Raw genomic sequence first — 16645 nt, forward strand, 5'->3', positions numbered from 1 at the left:
CCCAATTAATACAATGAGTGTAAGTGAGTGATATTATTGGTTCTGTTCGCTAGCGTACGCATTTATTATTGTTAATCATAAGTAGTTGTTTTATTGAGCATTTACTTGCTGTTTCTATTAAATTTTGTTTCTATTAAAGTTAATTTCTATTAAGCCAACCTTTACGCCAAAAAATAAATATCATTGCTGCCGTTATCAAAATAAAAACACACCACAAAACGGGATATGCCCAAGTCCAGTTTAGCTCTGGCATGTATTTAAAGTTCATTCCATAAATTCCAGCTATAAATGTTAACGGTATAAAAACAGAAGATATAATAGTAAGCACTTTCATAATTTCATTCATACGATTTGAAATAGCTGACATGTATAGCTCACTTAAACCGCTTACCATTTCACGGTATGACTCAATAATTTCAACAATTTGAATATTATGCTCATACACATCTCTAAGGTAAGGGCGCGTAGAGTCATCTATTCTGCCTCCTTCCTCGCGATACAAATGATCGATAACCTCTCGCATAGGCCAAACAATTCTTCTTAATAATGCCAATTCTCGTTTAATACTATGGATATGATGCAGTACGTGGGGAGTTGGATTTTCAAGTGTTGTTACTTCAAGTTCCTCAAGGATATCGCCATATTGTTCAAGTACCGGAAAACATTTATCGACCAGTTCATCAAGTAATGCATAAAGTAAATAACCAGTACCATTTTTGCGAATACGACGATTTTCTGTATGCAAACGACCGCGAACGGATTGCCACACGTCTCCTGGTTTTTCTTGAAAACTCAGTAAAACATTGTCATATAAAAGTAAGCTAACTTGCTCAATATCAAGGATTGTATTATTGGGCTCATGCGTCTCTAGCTTCAACATGCTTAATACAACAAATAAATGATCGTCAAAAAATTCGATACGAGGTCGCTGAGGTACATGTAAAATATCTTCTGCGGTGAGCGTATGAAATGCGAAATGATGTTGAAGTAAACCAACAATATAAGAGTCTGTATTACTCACGTGGATCCACCTCACTGTTGCCCACTCGGGTTGAGGAGTTTTTAAAAACTCATCAATATCACTAACCTCTTTGGCTTCTATACGGCTAGCTGAATAATCTATATAACGTATAACAGCATTGTTTGATCTTGTTGGCGCTAAAACACCAGCAACGTATTCAACTTTGGGTGACGGCCCAGAAATAGTGTTATATTTATGTTTTCTCGACTTGCGCACATTATATAGCCCCAATGCTGGAGTACCCAACTTTCTCTTTTTATTATGTATTAACATTATATGCTCGATTACTTTATTTAAAGTTAGCTGAATAAAGTGAGTATTATCAACACTTACAGCGCGAATAAAAGTCAGTCACAAAGCCACGCTACTCAAAAATAAGCATAGAGTCCGTGCGCTAACACTCAAATATAATGTCAGTTTTAAAAATACACTTCGCACGTTCTAATTATTCTTGTTATAGCGTTACCTAAAAATCAATGAAAAATAACATTGCTTGTTCGTCAGCGCACAGACCTTTGTTTTTCAAAAGCCGAAACTGGAAATATTAATCTACTTATCGTTTGTACTTTACAGCTTATAAAAGCATGGTTTTTTATAGATAAGCATTAGGGTCTGTTGACCTTTTAAGATAGAAATTTGTTCTATCTAGGGGCTATTTAATCGCGGCGCAAGGTTTGCAACCTAGCGGGCTCGGTAAAAACCGAGCAAAGCTTCCGCATCCAGCTCACGCTCTAGAATTAACCCAAAGGGCTGCGCATGTTTAACCTCAAAAGATAAACGTGCCCTAAATAAGAAGAAAGCACTTGATAAGCAAAAGCGCGTTAAAAACTGCAAAAATAATGCATTACAAATGCAAATAACCCACTAAAAAGGATCGTTATTATGTTACGTAGTATGAAAGACTTAGAAGGTTGTGCAATCGCTGCTAGTGACGGTATTGTAGGCAAAGAAAAAGATTTTTTGTTTGATGACCTAGCATGGGTGATACGTTATTTTGTTGTAGAAACAGGCACGTGGCTATCGAGTCGCAAAGTTTTAATTTCCCCTATTGCGGTGCAAAACCCAAATTGGGATGAAAAGATTTTCCCTGTTTTAATCAGTAAAGACCAAGTTAAAAATAGTCCTGGTATTGATACTAATAAACCCGTTTCACGACAACATGAAATGGATTACCTAAACTACTATGGATACCCGTATTACTGGATCGGTACTAATTTTTGGGGAAGCGGGATATATCCCTACTCCTTATATCCTGGCAATGACATTTTTGAACATAGTGTCGAAGGTGCCCGCAGCGCAAATCTAATTCATAAAAGTATAAAAAGTCAGCATGATCAAAAAGGGGATCCTAATCTTCGTAGTTGCAAAGCTATTATTGGCTATAACATACACGCTAAAGACGGAGACATTGGCCATGTATCAGGATTTTTAGTTGAAGAAAATACATGGGCGGTTCGTTACCTAATTGTTGAGACGAGCAATTGGTGGGGAGGACATCAAGCACTTATCCCGTCAGCATGGATTTACGAAGTGCAATGGCTCGACAACTCAATTTCAACTGATTTAGTTCGTAAAGCGATAAAAGATGCGCCGGTATATGAGTCAAATAAAGAGATAACTCAGGACTTTGAAGCAGCTGTTTTTCATCACTATGAACTTGCTGCATATTGGGAGAAAATTGCTAAAACAGTAAAATAAACAAAGTTAAAACAGGCACAAATTCCAAAACAAGCGTGTCTTAATCTGCCTTTTATAACACTCTTACCAAGCAAATATTCAAGGACGATATTTGCTTTTATACTTAAAAACGTTTCCTCAAAATGCTATTTGTAAAACCCAGGTAAAATTCAAATAAGATAAGAGCAATACACATCAATACACATCAATACACATCAATACACATCAATATAAAACAATTTTTTATTTGAATTTAAATTGTATTCAATTAAATCCACTTTATAAGAAAAACCGTAGTTGAGTAAATCACTTATACTATCAATACTCGTATCCGCCTTTCGATAGGTAAGTAGCTGCTTAATATCGTGGGCATAATGTCCTTGACGTGGAAATATAGTTGTTAAATCATTTTTCCACTGCGCTTTCATAGCAGCTAAAATACGTAACTTATCATCTACCATTACATAATGTTTAGCGGGGTACTGCTCTTTTATTGCTGCAAGCATTTGCTCTTTGTGAACATATATCAACACCCTTCCCTCCACTGCATCCCATAAACCGGAGCGTAAAATTTTAAGTGGTTGTAATACAATATCGCCATCAGACAAAATAACGGTGGGGCCAAATTGTTGTAAATGTTCAATCACAGCAAGTGCGTTAGGGTAAAGCCTTTCTTTATATGGATAATTAATTAAAAAAGAAGAAATCAGATGCAGTCTCGGATCATCAGAATGTTCCATTCGATAACACTGTAGTGCGCCCAAATAGTCGGCATAACCGAGTTCTTTACGAAGTTTTTCAAAAATAGACCAGTAATGGTCACTATTTTCACAACCAAATTCACCTTCTAAAAAATCTTTCAAATGGCTTAAAATAGTATCGCTATCGAGCAATGTATTATCAACATCTAGTAAAAATACGATATCGGGAACTGTTTGCACGCGCTGTCCTTAAAATAATTTAAGTACTTTATATTTTATTATATGAGTTTATTAATATTGACTCTGTACGGTATCGCGCCAAACAGCATATTATAAAAGTAAATATGTTTACCACTCGTCACCTTCTCAAAATTACTATAAATACAGATAATGGGTAATTTATGTTCGCTGTGGCACAGACTCAAAATTGCAAAGCCATTAGGATAAAGCGGTCATACAAATTGTAGAATAGTCTTTTAAGCTATACGTAGTACTGCTTTTATACCAATTTGCTTAATTAAGTGAGCTATTTTGAGGTAAGAAAACCGTGTCGATAACAAGGCAAAAATTTCGTTATTTAGTTGTTCTTTATCAGAAATTTTTAACACAGTTAGCGTCAGGTTTATGCCCTCAAATTGATCAAGTATTATTGCACATTGGTATTACTATGATAAATCGAGCTTACATTCCACTTAAGATTGAGAATAATGTAACTACACTCAATGTTTTAATTTGGTATTAAGTTTTTTATTTTATCGAGTAATATTTTAGGAATAATCACATGAGTAATAACATCTCAAGTAATTCAGTATCAAAAACTAAACCTAATTTGAATAAAGAAGGTCTCAGCCGACATGACATGATTGAAGCTAAAGCTTACTCATTAGCGAGTGATCGTGACTTTACCGGTGACAATCACTTAAATGATTGGCTTGAGGCTGAAAAGGAAGTAGACGGACAACTACCAAAGTAGGTTAAATGTAAAAAGCCCACTAACAGCAGAACATACACAAATTTTAAAGCCCAGGCTCAATGAGCAACTTGCTGGGCTGTTTTGAAGCTATTACCGGATTTCATTTTTATGTAAATAAACTTATTAGATACCAAAATATATTAACTGATAATGGATAGTTTTCTAACGTTAGGTTTTTTTTCCATATAAGACTCCAACCTGTCTGTTTCTCTTTTTACAACCTCATAGCACTCGCAAGACTGAGACTCTAATTGAGGTCGGTCTATCACACTAATATGACCACGTTTATAAGTGATAATACCCAGCTTTTGTAGTTTACCAGCGGCCTCAGTTACTCCCTCACGTCTTACGCCTAACATATTTGCTATTAGCTCTTGAGTCATTATTAAATTGTTACTCGGTAAACGGTCAATCGATAGTAAAAGCCAGCGGCTTAGTTGTTGCACTATACTATGATGACGATTACAAACTGCGGTTTGCGCTGTTTGGGTAATTAATGATTGCGTGTAACGTAACATGAGCATACGCATATCAGGCTCGCTATTAAATTGCCTGCGTAATTCACAAGCGGGTAAGCGATAAGCAGTACCAGCACTTTGCACAATAGCCCGGTTAGGAGTGCTTTCTCCCCCCATAAATACAGCTATACCTACCACCCCTTCATTACCGATAACTGATATTTCAGCAGATGAGCCATCAATCATCACATACAATAATGAAACAATACTATCTATTGGAAAATAAACGTAATCGAGCTTTTCACTTGTTTCATAAATAACTTCTCCAAGGGATAAATTGACTCGCTTTAAAAGCGGAAACATGCGGTGTTGTGCGTCAGTAGATAAAGCATTAAGCAGTGTGTTCTTCAATTGACCCATCTAATGTGAATTTCCTTTTTATATGCCCAACTTATAACTAATAAAACCTAAATGTAATGGCTTTGAAAGTATGTAAGTCAGGATATTTTAATAATAAACTCGGATTTGTTTATACAGTTATTAGGCGCTAGAAATGAAAGGTCGTTGCTTTTTGATAATAAAAATTGTTCTATTTTTATTAAAGAATTTTAAGGTGCCTTTATTATTTTATATACGTTTATTCACTTTAAATATAAGCCGACACTCCCAGCTGTACTTCACTGAAATAATAAAATACTCAATATAACAAGGCGAATATGTACGCTAACACACATAGTCTAAATTTATCTGCCTTTAGTTGATATATATGCATAATGGTTGATGAAATTTAAAGATAATCCACACCATAACATGGCGACAACTCACTGTTATAAAACACAAAATAGAGCTCTACTATTAGACTATGTGTGTTGACGAACCGACCCTTAACGAAGCTTGTTATATGTTGATGTATGTATTCAACAATAAGATAAACTTTATGAATATTTTTAATGATTACCTGCTCACCTCTAATAACCAAAATAATTTAAAACATCTTTTTTTAAATCCAGTGATAAATTTAACCGTCAATATCTTCACTACGACGTTTAGTCTCAAGTATTTACCACGATGAATAAAAATAAGCTTATCAACATCCTTTCGCCATTTTTCCCTTGGCTTAAATCAGCTCCCCCAAAAGAACAAATCCCCATTCGATCAGAGCTCTTAAGTGCTGAACAAATGGAAAAACATGCAAAATCACTAGCAAAAAGTCATATTTTAGATGCTAAAAACACTCAAGATCAGCTACTTGAGCGCCTAGACGAAAACGAAAAAGTACTGATTAAAGCCAATAGTTTATTAACCATTGCCGTTAAAGCAAAGCAGCCTATAGTGCCCTCTGGTGAGTGGTTACTCGATAATTTTTATCTTATTGAAGAGCAAATTCGTACCGCTCGGCTTCATTTACCTAAGCACTATAGTCAGGAACTGCCACGTTTAGAGCAAGGTGCCTCTTTAGGTATGCCGCGAGTTTATGATATTGCGTTAAATGTAATTTCCCATGGCGACGGGCGTGTAGATAGCGAAATTCTAGCGCAATTTTTAGCCGCGTATCAAACAGTAACAACGCTTAACCTTGGTGAACTCTGGGCCATTCCAATTATGCTAAGGTTAGCCTTAATTGAAAACCTACAACGCGTAAGTACACGTATCATAATCGCACGCCAGCACCTAAATCTAGCCCAACAGTGGGCTAATCAAATGTTAGAAATTGCTGAGCAAGACCCTAATAGTTTAATTTTAGTTATTGCCGACATGGCACGCTCAAAGCCTCCTATGGAAAGCGCTTTTGTAGCAGAGCTAACTCGTTTATTACAAGGGCATGGTTCGGCATTAGCACTTCCCCTTACTTGGATTGAACAACAACTAGCTGATTCGAGTTTAACGATAGAGCAACTAGTACAAAAAGAGAATCAGCAACAAGCCGCTGATCAAGTCTCAATTAGCAATAACATTAGTAGCTTACGCTGGTTGACCGCGATGAACTGGGCGGATTTTGTAGAAGATCATAGCGCTGTAGAACACATTTTGCGCCAAGATATAGAGGGTGTGTATGGTTATATGGACTTTATCACGCGAGATAGTTACAGAAAAATCATAGATCAACTCGCTAAGCGAAGCTCATTTTCAGAAGTCGATATAGCTAAAAAAGCAATAAAATTAGCCCTGCAGGCTGATCAAGCCCAAACAATATCAAACACAACGCTTGCGCCTAACCATGTAGGCTACTATTTAATTGATAAAGGTATTACGCAATTAAAGCAGCGCATAACAGTAAAAACGCCTATTTTTAAAACGTTATTTTCGCAAGCCAAGCGTATAACATTAGTACTTTATTTAGGGGCAATTATATCCTTAACAGCCCTAATTAGTGCCTCTTTTATGGCTATGGTCGTTCCTAATAACATACCTCACTGGCAGTTTATTCTTTTAATAATTTTAACTTTATTCGGAGCAAGTCAATTAGCCTCAGCACTTGTAAACTGGATAGTTACCTTGCTAGTCGACCCACAACGATTACCCAGAATGGACTATTCAAAAGGGTTACCAGCGCAAAATAAAACATTCGTAGTAATCCCCACAATGCTTACCAGCTCTATAAGTATTGAGCAGTTATTAGAAGTACTCGAAGTTAGATTTTTAGGTAATCGCGATCAACATATACACTTTGCTCTACTGACCGACTTTACTGATGCAGAGCAACAAACACTCCCCACAGACGAAGCGTTGTTATCGCAAGTACGCCTTGGTATAGAAAACCTTAATGCCAAATATGCAGAGCCTTCTCTTTTACAGCAAGAAAGTCGCTTTTTTTTACTGCATCGCCCACGAACCTGGAATCCAAAAGAGCAAATTTGGATGGGGTTTGAACGTAAACGCGGAAAATTATCAGATCTAAACGCACTACTTCGAAACCCAATAGAACATGCATTTGAACTTATCGTCGGTGATATTAACGCTATACAAAAAGTTAAATATGTCATTACTTTAGATACCGATACACAACTTCCACGAGATTGTGCCCGTCAGTTAGTTGCGACCATGGCGCACCCTTTAAATCAACCAAGATTTGATGAAAAAAGACAATGTATTGTAGGCGGCTACGGCATTTTACAACCACGTATGGCAGCAAGTCTATCGGGACATAACCCTTCTCGTTACTCGCAATTATTTGGTGAAGAACCGGGTATCGACCCATATACGCGTTCAATATCCGATGTATACCAAGACCTCTTTTCACAAGGCTCATTTATCGGTAAAGGTATATACGATATAGATGCATTTGAACAAACACTTGGTAACCGTTTACCACAAAACCAAATACTCAGCCATGATTTACTCGAAGGTTGCTATGCTCGATCAGGGTTGATTAGTGATGTGCACTTGTACGAAGAATACCCTACACGTTACAACACTGATATGTGTCGGCGTGAGCGCTGGATCAGAGGAGATTGGCAAATTGTGCGCTGGTTACTTCCTCGTGTTTTAAACACTCGAAGCGATAAATGTCAAAATCCTTTGTCACCTTTATCACGTTGGAAAATTCTTGATAATTTACGTCGAAGTGTCGAACCACTCGCAATCTTTTTATTACTTACGGTAGGTTGGTTTACAGCAGCTAATCCATTGAAATGGACCCTTGCCATAAGTGCTATTTATTTATTACCCCCATTGCTGAGCGCGCTAATTTCGTCGATGCGCAAACCCGCAGAAATGCTGATATCCCACCATTTGCATGATGTTTTACAGTGCTTTGTTCGTCAACTTATTCAAATCGGTTTTCGTTTAGCATGTTTACCTTTTGAGGCTGTGTTTAACTTAACCGCAATATTACGTAGTGCGGGTCGAATGCTGTTTACTCAACGTCGTTTATTAGAGTGGCATGTCACAGATCATAAATCTAATCATGTAGTAAATGCCTTAATAAATAGTTATTACACTATGTGGACTGCGCCATTTATTGCGATTACTTTAATCGCTTCGCTACTTTACTTTGCCCCTTTACACTTAACTTTTACAAATATATTAGCTGTATTTCCTCTACTTTTATTATGGCTTTTATCACCGGCTATAACATGGTGGTTTAGTGAGCCTAAACTCGATAATTTAGCGCCACTGAGCGACAAGCAACAATTATTTTTACAAACTATTGCCCGTAAAACATGGGCTTTTTTCGACCACTTTAACACTGCAGACGATCATTGGTTAATTCCCGATAACTATCAAGAGGAAGCCGGTCCTGTTATTGCGCACCGTACATCGCCTACTAATATTGGTCTGTCTTTACTGGCTAACGTTAGCGCCTATGATTTTGGTTTTATTGTACAAAGTGATTTAATTCAACGCACGCAAGATTGCTTTAATACCCTCGATAAACTCGAGCGCCACGAAGGGCATTTTTATAACTGGTACGACACACAAACATTGCAACCTTTGCCACCGCGCTATATTTCATCAGTAGATAGCGGTAACTTAGCCGGTCACCTTTTAACTTTACAAATAGCATTAAAAGAACTCCCTTCTAAACCTATTGTTCACCCACAAATGTTTGAAGGCATAAGTATCACTTTGGCTATTGTGGCAAACTTGTTTAAAACATTGCAATTAGACTCAGAGCAAAATAAAAACAATATTATCGATACCGCTATTAATGCCATGAGCTCAATACTTAACGCTGTTCGTATCACTGCGCCTACAAATCTATATGACGTTGAACAGCACTTAATTACACTCAATAATAATGCGCGAATATTGTTAGAGAATATAAAGCAAGACGCTACTAATGATTTAGATACAAAGTCGCAAGAGCATAAAGTATGGACTCAAGACTTACACAGGCAATGCCAGCGTACCCTAAACGAACTCTATTTATTTTCGCCATGGCTCAAACTAACTAATCCGCCAGTTAGCTTAAAACTGCTATTTCTTGATTCTAATATTTTGACAATGCAGCAATTAGTTAAACGTTGCCCCGACACTATTAACGCAATTGATGCGCTTTTATCATCGGTATTACCATCCGACGAAACTCAGTGGCTTTCTTCATTACGTATTCATACTTTAGCCAGTACACAGCTTGCCAAAGATTGCATTTCGCAATGTGACAAATTAGCCAACAGAGCGATTGAATTTGCACAAATGGAATATGCATTTTTATATGATGAGTCTCGCCATTTATTGGCTATTGGTTATAACGTAGATGAGCATCGACGTGACACCAGTTTTTACGATTTACTGGCATCTGAAGCACGTTTAGCCAGTTTTATTGCTATAGCACAAGGTAAATTGCCACAGCAAACCTGGTTCGCTCTAAGTCGCCTACTAACCAGCGCTGGCGCCGAGCCGGTGCTGGTGTCGTGGAGTGGCTCTATGTTTGAGTATCTTATGCCCATGTTAGTTATGCCTAGCTACGACGGTACATTGCTCGAACAAACTTGCCGTGCAGCGGTTACCCGACAAATTGATTATGGAAAAAGACAAAACGTACCGTGGGGCATATCTGAGTCGGCATACAATACGGTAGATGCTTCTCTTAATTTTCAATATCATGCCTTTGGCGTACCGGGTTTAGGGCTAAAACGAGGCTTATCAGAAGACCTCGTCATCGCTCCCTACGCGTCTGCATTGGCATTAATGGTTAACCCACAAGCCGCGTGCGAAAATCTTCAACTGTTAGCTGATAGTGGACTTGAGGGACATTACGGATTGTATGAGGCAATAGATTACACCCCTGCCCGTTTATCCAGAGATCAAAAAAGCGCAGTCATTCGCTCCTTTATGGCTCACCATCAAGGTATGAGCTTACTTGCATTGGAATATCATTTACTTGACCAGCCTATGCAAAAACGCTTTGAATCAGACCCTTTACTGCAATCAGCTTTGCTATTACTACAAGAGCGCGTGCCTAAAACATCTATATTCCAACCTCATATAGACCAATACGCAGAGAGCGGGGCGTTATTTGAACATGCAAAAATAAAGGTTAATCCACCTATTCCAGCTATTACCCCAACACCCCAAGTACAGCTACTTTCAAATGGTCGTTACCATGTAATGCTTACAAATGCAGGAGGTGGCTACAGCCGCTGGACCGACTTAGCCGTTACACGGTGGCGTGAGGATCCTACTTGCGACAATTGGGGAACATTTGTCTATATTAGAGATACAGCCACAGGCGACTTTTGGTCGGCAGCCCACCAGCCAACGCTAAAACCAGCCCAGTCGTATAGCACATCATTTTCTGAAGGTCGCGCTGAGTTTCGCCGAAGCGATCAGCATATAGAAACTTACACTGAAATCGTTGTCTCTCCGGAGGACGATATTGAACTTCGTCGTATACGCTTAAGTAATCACTCACCCGATACCCGTACAATTGATATAACCACTTATGCAGAAGTTGTAATGGCAAACCCTGCAGCCGACCTTATGCAACCGTCATTTAGTAATTTGTTTGTACAAACTGAAATACTTCCATGTGGCAATGCCATTTTATGTACTCGTCGTGCACGCTCTGCTGATGAAAAAACACCTTGGATGTTTCATTTACTTTCAACACGCGTCAATAGCAGTACAACAAAAGTCGGACCCCTGTCTTGTACAACTGATCGCATGCAATTTATTGGTAGAGGTCGCTCTTTGGTTTCACCACAAGCAATGCTAGAAATGGGCGAACTTGACGCTAAACAAGGGTCTGTGCTTGATCCTATTGTTGCTATTCGCGCCCCTGTGACTTTACTTGCTGGCAGTGTAGTAACACTCGATGTAATAACGGGTATGGCACAAAGTAGACAGGCTTGCCTTGCGCTAATTGCTAAATACCAAGATCATCACATTACCGATCGAGCACTTGATTTAGCATGGACTCATAGCGATGTGACCTTACGCCAAATTAACGCCAATGAAGCAGATGCTCAACTCTACCGGCAGTTGGCTGGGTATATTTTGTATGCCAATGCAACTCTTCGGGCTAACGCATCTGTATTAATACAAAATCGTCGAGGACAATCTGGACTATGGGGCTACTCAATTTCTGGCGACTTACCTATCATATTATTAAAAGTAGCCAGCGGTAATAATATTGAAATTGCCCGCCAACTTATTCAATGCCATGCATATTGGCGCTTAAAAGGGCTTGTCGCTGATTTAGTCATTTGGAATGAAGAACAAGTTGGTTACCGACAAGGTTTGCAAGACCAAATTATGGGGCTAATCGCAACGGGTACTGAGTCTCATTATATTGATCGCCCTGGCGGGATATTCGTTCGCTCAGCAGAACAAATTTCGAATGAAGACCGCATACTGTTACAAGCCGTTTCGCGGATTATTATTGATCAAAGTGGCACATTGGCAGAGCAAGTAAACCGTCGAACGCTTGCAGAGAAAAACGTAAAGGGACTAATCCCAACTCAAGCATTACATCCCAAAATCAATCAAGCGCTTGGCAATACTCAAGAAAACTTACTTTTAAATAATGGACTGGGTGGGTTTAGTGAAGATGGTCGCGAATATATTATTACCACCACCGAAGCGAATCCAACTCCTCTGCCTTGGGTTAATGTGCTAGCAAACGCACATTTTGGCAGCGTTATTGACGAAAATGGTTTTGCTTATACGTGGAGCGAAAACGCCCATGAGTTTCGTTTAACGCCGTGGAGTGCAGACACTACAGGCTCATCTGGTGGCGAAGCCTTTTATTTACGTGATGAAGATACAGGTAAATTTTGGTCACCTTGTGCGATGCCAAAACGTGGGGCTAATCCCTATATAACCCGCCATGGCTTTGGTTATAGTACCTTTGATCACAGTGAAACCGGCATCGAATCCTCTCTTTGTGTGTATGCAGATACACTCGACGCCGTAAAATACTCGGTATTAAAAATTAAAAACAACTCATTAACTACCAGGCGCCTAAGTGCAACAGGTTATGTTGAATGGGTACTTGGCGATCTTCGTTCTAAAACAGCGCTACACCTTGTAACAGAAATTGATGCTAAGAGCGGTGCATTGGTTGCCTCTAATGCCTATAACTCAGAGTTTGGTGGCAGAGTTGCTTTTTTTGACGTTGATGATATGTCACGAACACTAACAGGAGACCGTAGCGAGTTTATTGGTCGCAATAAAACATTACACGACCCCCAGGCAATGACTCGTACTCATTTATCTGGCAACTTAGGAGCGGCACTCGATCCGTGCGGTGCAATTCAAGTCCCTTTTGAACTGCAAAGTGAACAAGAGCGCACAATTATTTTTAGGCTCGGTGCTGCGCAAAATAAAGAGCAAGCAAGTACCCTTGCTTTAAAACTCAGAAAACCCGGTACAGCACGCATTGCACTCGAAAAAGTCACTGATTTTTGGCAGCAAACACTCGGCAGTGTGCAGGTTAATACCCCCGACCCTGCATTGAATGTATTAGCAAATGGCTGGCTTGTGTACCAAACTTTAGCATGTCGCTTTTGGGCTCGCAGTGGGTTTTATCAAAGTGGTGGCGCGTTTGGCTTTCGCGATCAGTTACAAGATGCCATGGCATTAATACATGCTTCGCCTGCATTACTAAGGGATCACATACTGTACTGCGCCACACGTCAGTATAGCGAAGGTGATGTGCAACATTGGTGGCACCCACCATCAGGGCGCGGTGTAAGAACACGCTGTTCAGACGATTATTTATGGCTACCATTAGCTACGTGTCGTTACATTAAAGGCACTGATGACATAACTATTTTAGATGAGCTAATGCCCTTTATTGAAGGTCGCCCCCTTAAAGACGACGAAGAATCCTATTACGACTTACCCTCTGTGAGTGCAGCAAGGTCGAGCCTTTACCAGCATTGCGTGTTGGCAATTGAGCATGGTTTACACTTTGGAGAAAAAGGTTTACCGTTAATGGGCTCAGGAGATTGGAATGACGGTATGAGCCTTGTTGGAATACACGGCAAAGGCGAAAGCGTTTGGCTGGGGTTCTTTTTATATAAAATACTACAAGAATTTTCACCTATTGCTGCATTACATGGCGATATAGAGTTTGCTACTCGTTGTGACGATGAAGCACAAAAACTACAAGGTAACCTAGCTAAACACGCATGGGACGGAGCTTGGTATCGTCGCGCATGGTTTGACGACGGAACCGCGCTGGGCTCATCACAAAGCCCAGAGTGCACTATTGACTCAATAGCGCAAAGTTGGTCAGTGCTCTCTGGTGCAGCTAATAATGAGCGCTCTACGCAAGCAATGTCGTCTTTGTATCAGCATTTGGTCAATAGCGATGATAAATTAATCCAATTACTCAATCCGCCTTTTGATAAATCAAAAATGAACCCTGGTTATATAAAAGGTTACGTCCCGGGCGTGCGCGAAAATGGCGGGCAGTATACGCATGCCGCTATTTGGGCAAGCATGGCATTTGCTCAACAAGGCGACAAAAAAAGAGCCTGGGAATTGATGAATATAATCAATCCATTAAATCATGCTAAAAACGCCGAACAAGTTGAAACCTATAAAGGCGAACCTTATGTCGTAGCCGCCGATGTTTATGCCGTTGCTCCGCATATTGGACGAGGCGGTTGGACGTGGTATACCGGATCTGCGGGTTGGTTATACCGACTAATAATAGAATCTTTATTAGGTGTAACACGAACAGGAAATAAGCTAACCATTTCACCGTGTATTCCAGAGGATTGGAGCACCTACTCAATCGACTATCGCTTCGAGAGCACCTATTACCATATTACAATTGAGCAAATTATAGGGGATAAAAAACATAATAAAAGTGAGCTAATACTTGACGGTATAGCGCTTGAATCAACTTATATTCCACTTGAAAACGATAAGCAAAAGCATGAAGTTCACCTAAGCGTTTACTCAGTGAATTCTAATAAATTGAAACCAAGTAAAATATAAACAAACGAATTAAGGATACAAAATGAGTAGTAATACAGATAATAACACTCGCCCAGATTACGACAGTGTTATCCAGGATATCGCTGATTATGTATTAACGTTTGAAGTATCAAGCGCAGAAGCACTAAACACTGCACGTAATTGTCTAATGGATACCTTAGGCTGTGGACTGCTCGCTTTAAAGTTTTCACAATGTACCAAACTTCTTGGTCCAATTGTCAAAGGGACCGTTGTTCCTAATGGCGCACGAGTACCTGGGACCTCGCTCATACTCGACCCTGTTAAAGCAGCGTGGGACATTGGTTGTACCATCCGCTGGCTCGATTACAACGATACGTGGTTAGCTGCTGAATGGGGGCACCCTTCTGATAACTTAGGTGCTATTTTAGCTGTAGCCGATCACTTGTCTCAAGTCAGAATCGCAAATTCACAGCCTCCCCTGACTATGCGAGACGTACTTGAAGCCATGATTATGGCGCATGAAATTCAAGGCGTTATCGCATTAGAAAATTCTTTTAATCGTGTTGGCTTATGCCATGTATTATTGGTGCGTGTAGCCTCAACGGCTGTTGTCACAAAAATGATGGGGGGCAGTAGAGAGCAAATAATGGCAGCCATATCTCAAGCATGGGTTGATGGTTCTGCACTGCGTACTTATCGTCATGCGCCAAACACTGGGTCTCGTAAATCTTGGGCTGCGGGCGATGCAACTTCCAGAGCAGTTTATTTAGCTGATATGGCAATGCGCGGTGAAATGGGTATACCCAGTGCATTAACAGCTGCGCAATGGGGGTTTTATGATGTCTCTTTCTCCAAAACTAATAAAGACCAAGCACTAAAGCCTGAAGCGCAGCGCACGTTTTCGTTCTCCCAAGGTTACGGTTCATATGTAATGGAAAACATTTTGTTTAAAATTTCTTTTCCAGCAGAGTTTCATGCGCAAACAGCAGCAGAAGCCTCCGTTATTTTGCACCCTCAAGTAAAGTCGCGTTTAGACGATATTGAGAAAATAGTGATCCGCACCCACGAGTCAGCCATACGCATTATTTCTAAAACAGGACCGCTTGCCAACGCAGCTGACCGCGACCATTGCTTACAATATATGATTGCTGTTCCCTTGGCATTTGGGAACTTAACTAGCGATCATTATGAGGACGACTTTCACAACACGCACCCTATCATCGATAAACTACGCGACAAAATGGAGGTGTTAGAAGATAAACGCTTTACAGCTGAATACTTAGAGGCGGACAAACGCTCTATTGCCAATGCAATTAAAGTTTTCTTTAACGATGGTAGTAAAACAGAAGAAGTGGTTGTTCAGTACCCTTTGGGTCATCGCCGTCGTCGTGAGGAAGGCATTCCATTATTAGAGCTTAAATTCAAATCTAATTTAGCAACACGCCTTGCAACCCAACAATGCCAAACCATATTTACCCTTTGTAAAGATCAAGCCAAGCTTGAAAATACGCCAGTAAACAGCTTTATGGACTTATTTGTTATTCAATAAGTTAAATTGCAGTATGTACGGTGATACTGTAATACCAATTCGCTTAATTAAGTGAGCTATTTTTAGGTAATAAAATAGCTCACTAACAAAGCGAGCTTATAATATACAATTGTTTTATATAAATATTTTTTAAAACGAAGCTTTAACAAAACACAGCAAACGGGACTTATTATGACTAATGAAATTAAACACTCAATTGCAAACTTTGCAGCCTTAGAAACTTCAATAGCAAATGGGGAAGAACAATCGGTAAAAGAATTATTAGCAGATCAGTCAATGCAAGAGCTAGAAAAAAGCTACCTGTTAGACTTAGCTAAACTCGGTAATAACAGCGCTATCATAAAGCTATTAAATGATATCCCCGTAAAAAGATAGACGCTCGTGGCTATGTTATTACTCCATAGCTGG

General features: G+C 39.5%; 8 protein-coding genes. 5 read left to right on the forward strand and 3 right to left on the reverse strand.

All coding sequences use genetic code 11. The features are described from left to right. Positions 1-139: 139 nt before the first annotated feature. Positions 140-1237, reverse strand: coding sequence for a magnesium/cobalt transporter CorA (corA, locus tag GQR39_RS03975; RefSeq protein WP_225305725.1), 1098 nt, complete (start codon positions 1235-1237; stop codon positions 140-142). A gap of 666 nt (positions 1238-1903) precedes the next feature. Here corA and GQR39_RS03980 point away from each other — a divergent pair. Next, positions 1904-2719 (forward strand): PRC-barrel domain-containing protein, encoded by an 816-nt coding sequence (locus GQR39_RS03980; RefSeq protein ID WP_101163438.1) that lies wholly within the window; start codon positions 1904-1906, stop codon positions 2717-2719. Positions 2720-2913: 194 nt separating this feature from the next. Here the strand turns inward: GQR39_RS03980 and GQR39_RS03985 are convergent, their stop codons facing one another. Further along, positions 2914-3639: an HAD family hydrolase gene (locus tag GQR39_RS03985; RefSeq protein ID WP_024590347.1), complete on the reverse strand. Its 726-nt coding sequence runs from the start codon at positions 3637-3639 to the stop codon at positions 2914-2916. 541 nt (positions 3640-4180) lie between these two features. On the opposite strand from GQR39_RS03985, the gene GQR39_RS03990 reads away from it, so the two are divergent. Continuing rightward, on the forward strand, positions 4181-4372 hold the full coding sequence (locus tag GQR39_RS03990; protein ID WP_024590348.1) for a DUF2934 domain-containing protein: 192 nt from the start codon (positions 4181-4183) through the stop codon (positions 4370-4372). Between the two features lie 140 nt (positions 4373-4512). Here GQR39_RS03990 and GQR39_RS03995 read toward each other — a convergent pair whose 3' ends face one another. Further along, complete coding sequence (locus tag GQR39_RS03995) at positions 4513-5250, reverse strand: Crp/Fnr family transcriptional regulator (protein WP_010552594.1); 738 nt, start codon at positions 5248-5250, stop codon at positions 4513-4515. 648 nt (positions 5251-5898) lie between these two features. On the opposite strand from GQR39_RS03995, the gene GQR39_RS04000 reads away from it, so the two are divergent. The 3 genes from GQR39_RS04000 to GQR39_RS04010 all read left to right on the forward strand — a co-directional run bounded on the left by GQR39_RS04000 (position 5899) and on the right by GQR39_RS04010 (position 16612). Continuing rightward, complete coding sequence (locus tag GQR39_RS04000) at positions 5899-14727, forward strand: glucoamylase family protein (RefSeq protein ID WP_165734850.1); 8829 nt, start codon at positions 5899-5901, stop codon at positions 14725-14727. Between the two features lie 22 nt (positions 14728-14749). Next, the gene (locus tag GQR39_RS04005; RefSeq protein ID WP_165734851.1) at positions 14750-16237 is read left to right on the forward strand and encodes a bifunctional 2-methylcitrate dehydratase/aconitate hydratase; all 1488 of its coding nucleotides are present in this window, start codon (positions 14750-14752) and stop codon (positions 16235-16237) included. A gap of 171 nt (positions 16238-16408) precedes the next feature. Beyond that, positions 16409-16612 (forward strand): hypothetical protein, encoded by a 204-nt coding sequence (locus GQR39_RS04010; protein ID WP_010552591.1) that lies wholly within the window; start codon positions 16409-16411, stop codon positions 16610-16612. The last annotated feature ends 33 nt before the right edge of the window (positions 16613-16645 follow it).

Source organism: Pseudoalteromonas sp. C8 (genome assembly GCF_011378685.1).
GTDB lineage: Bacteria > Pseudomonadota > Gammaproteobacteria > Enterobacterales > Alteromonadaceae > Pseudoalteromonas > Pseudoalteromonas arctica.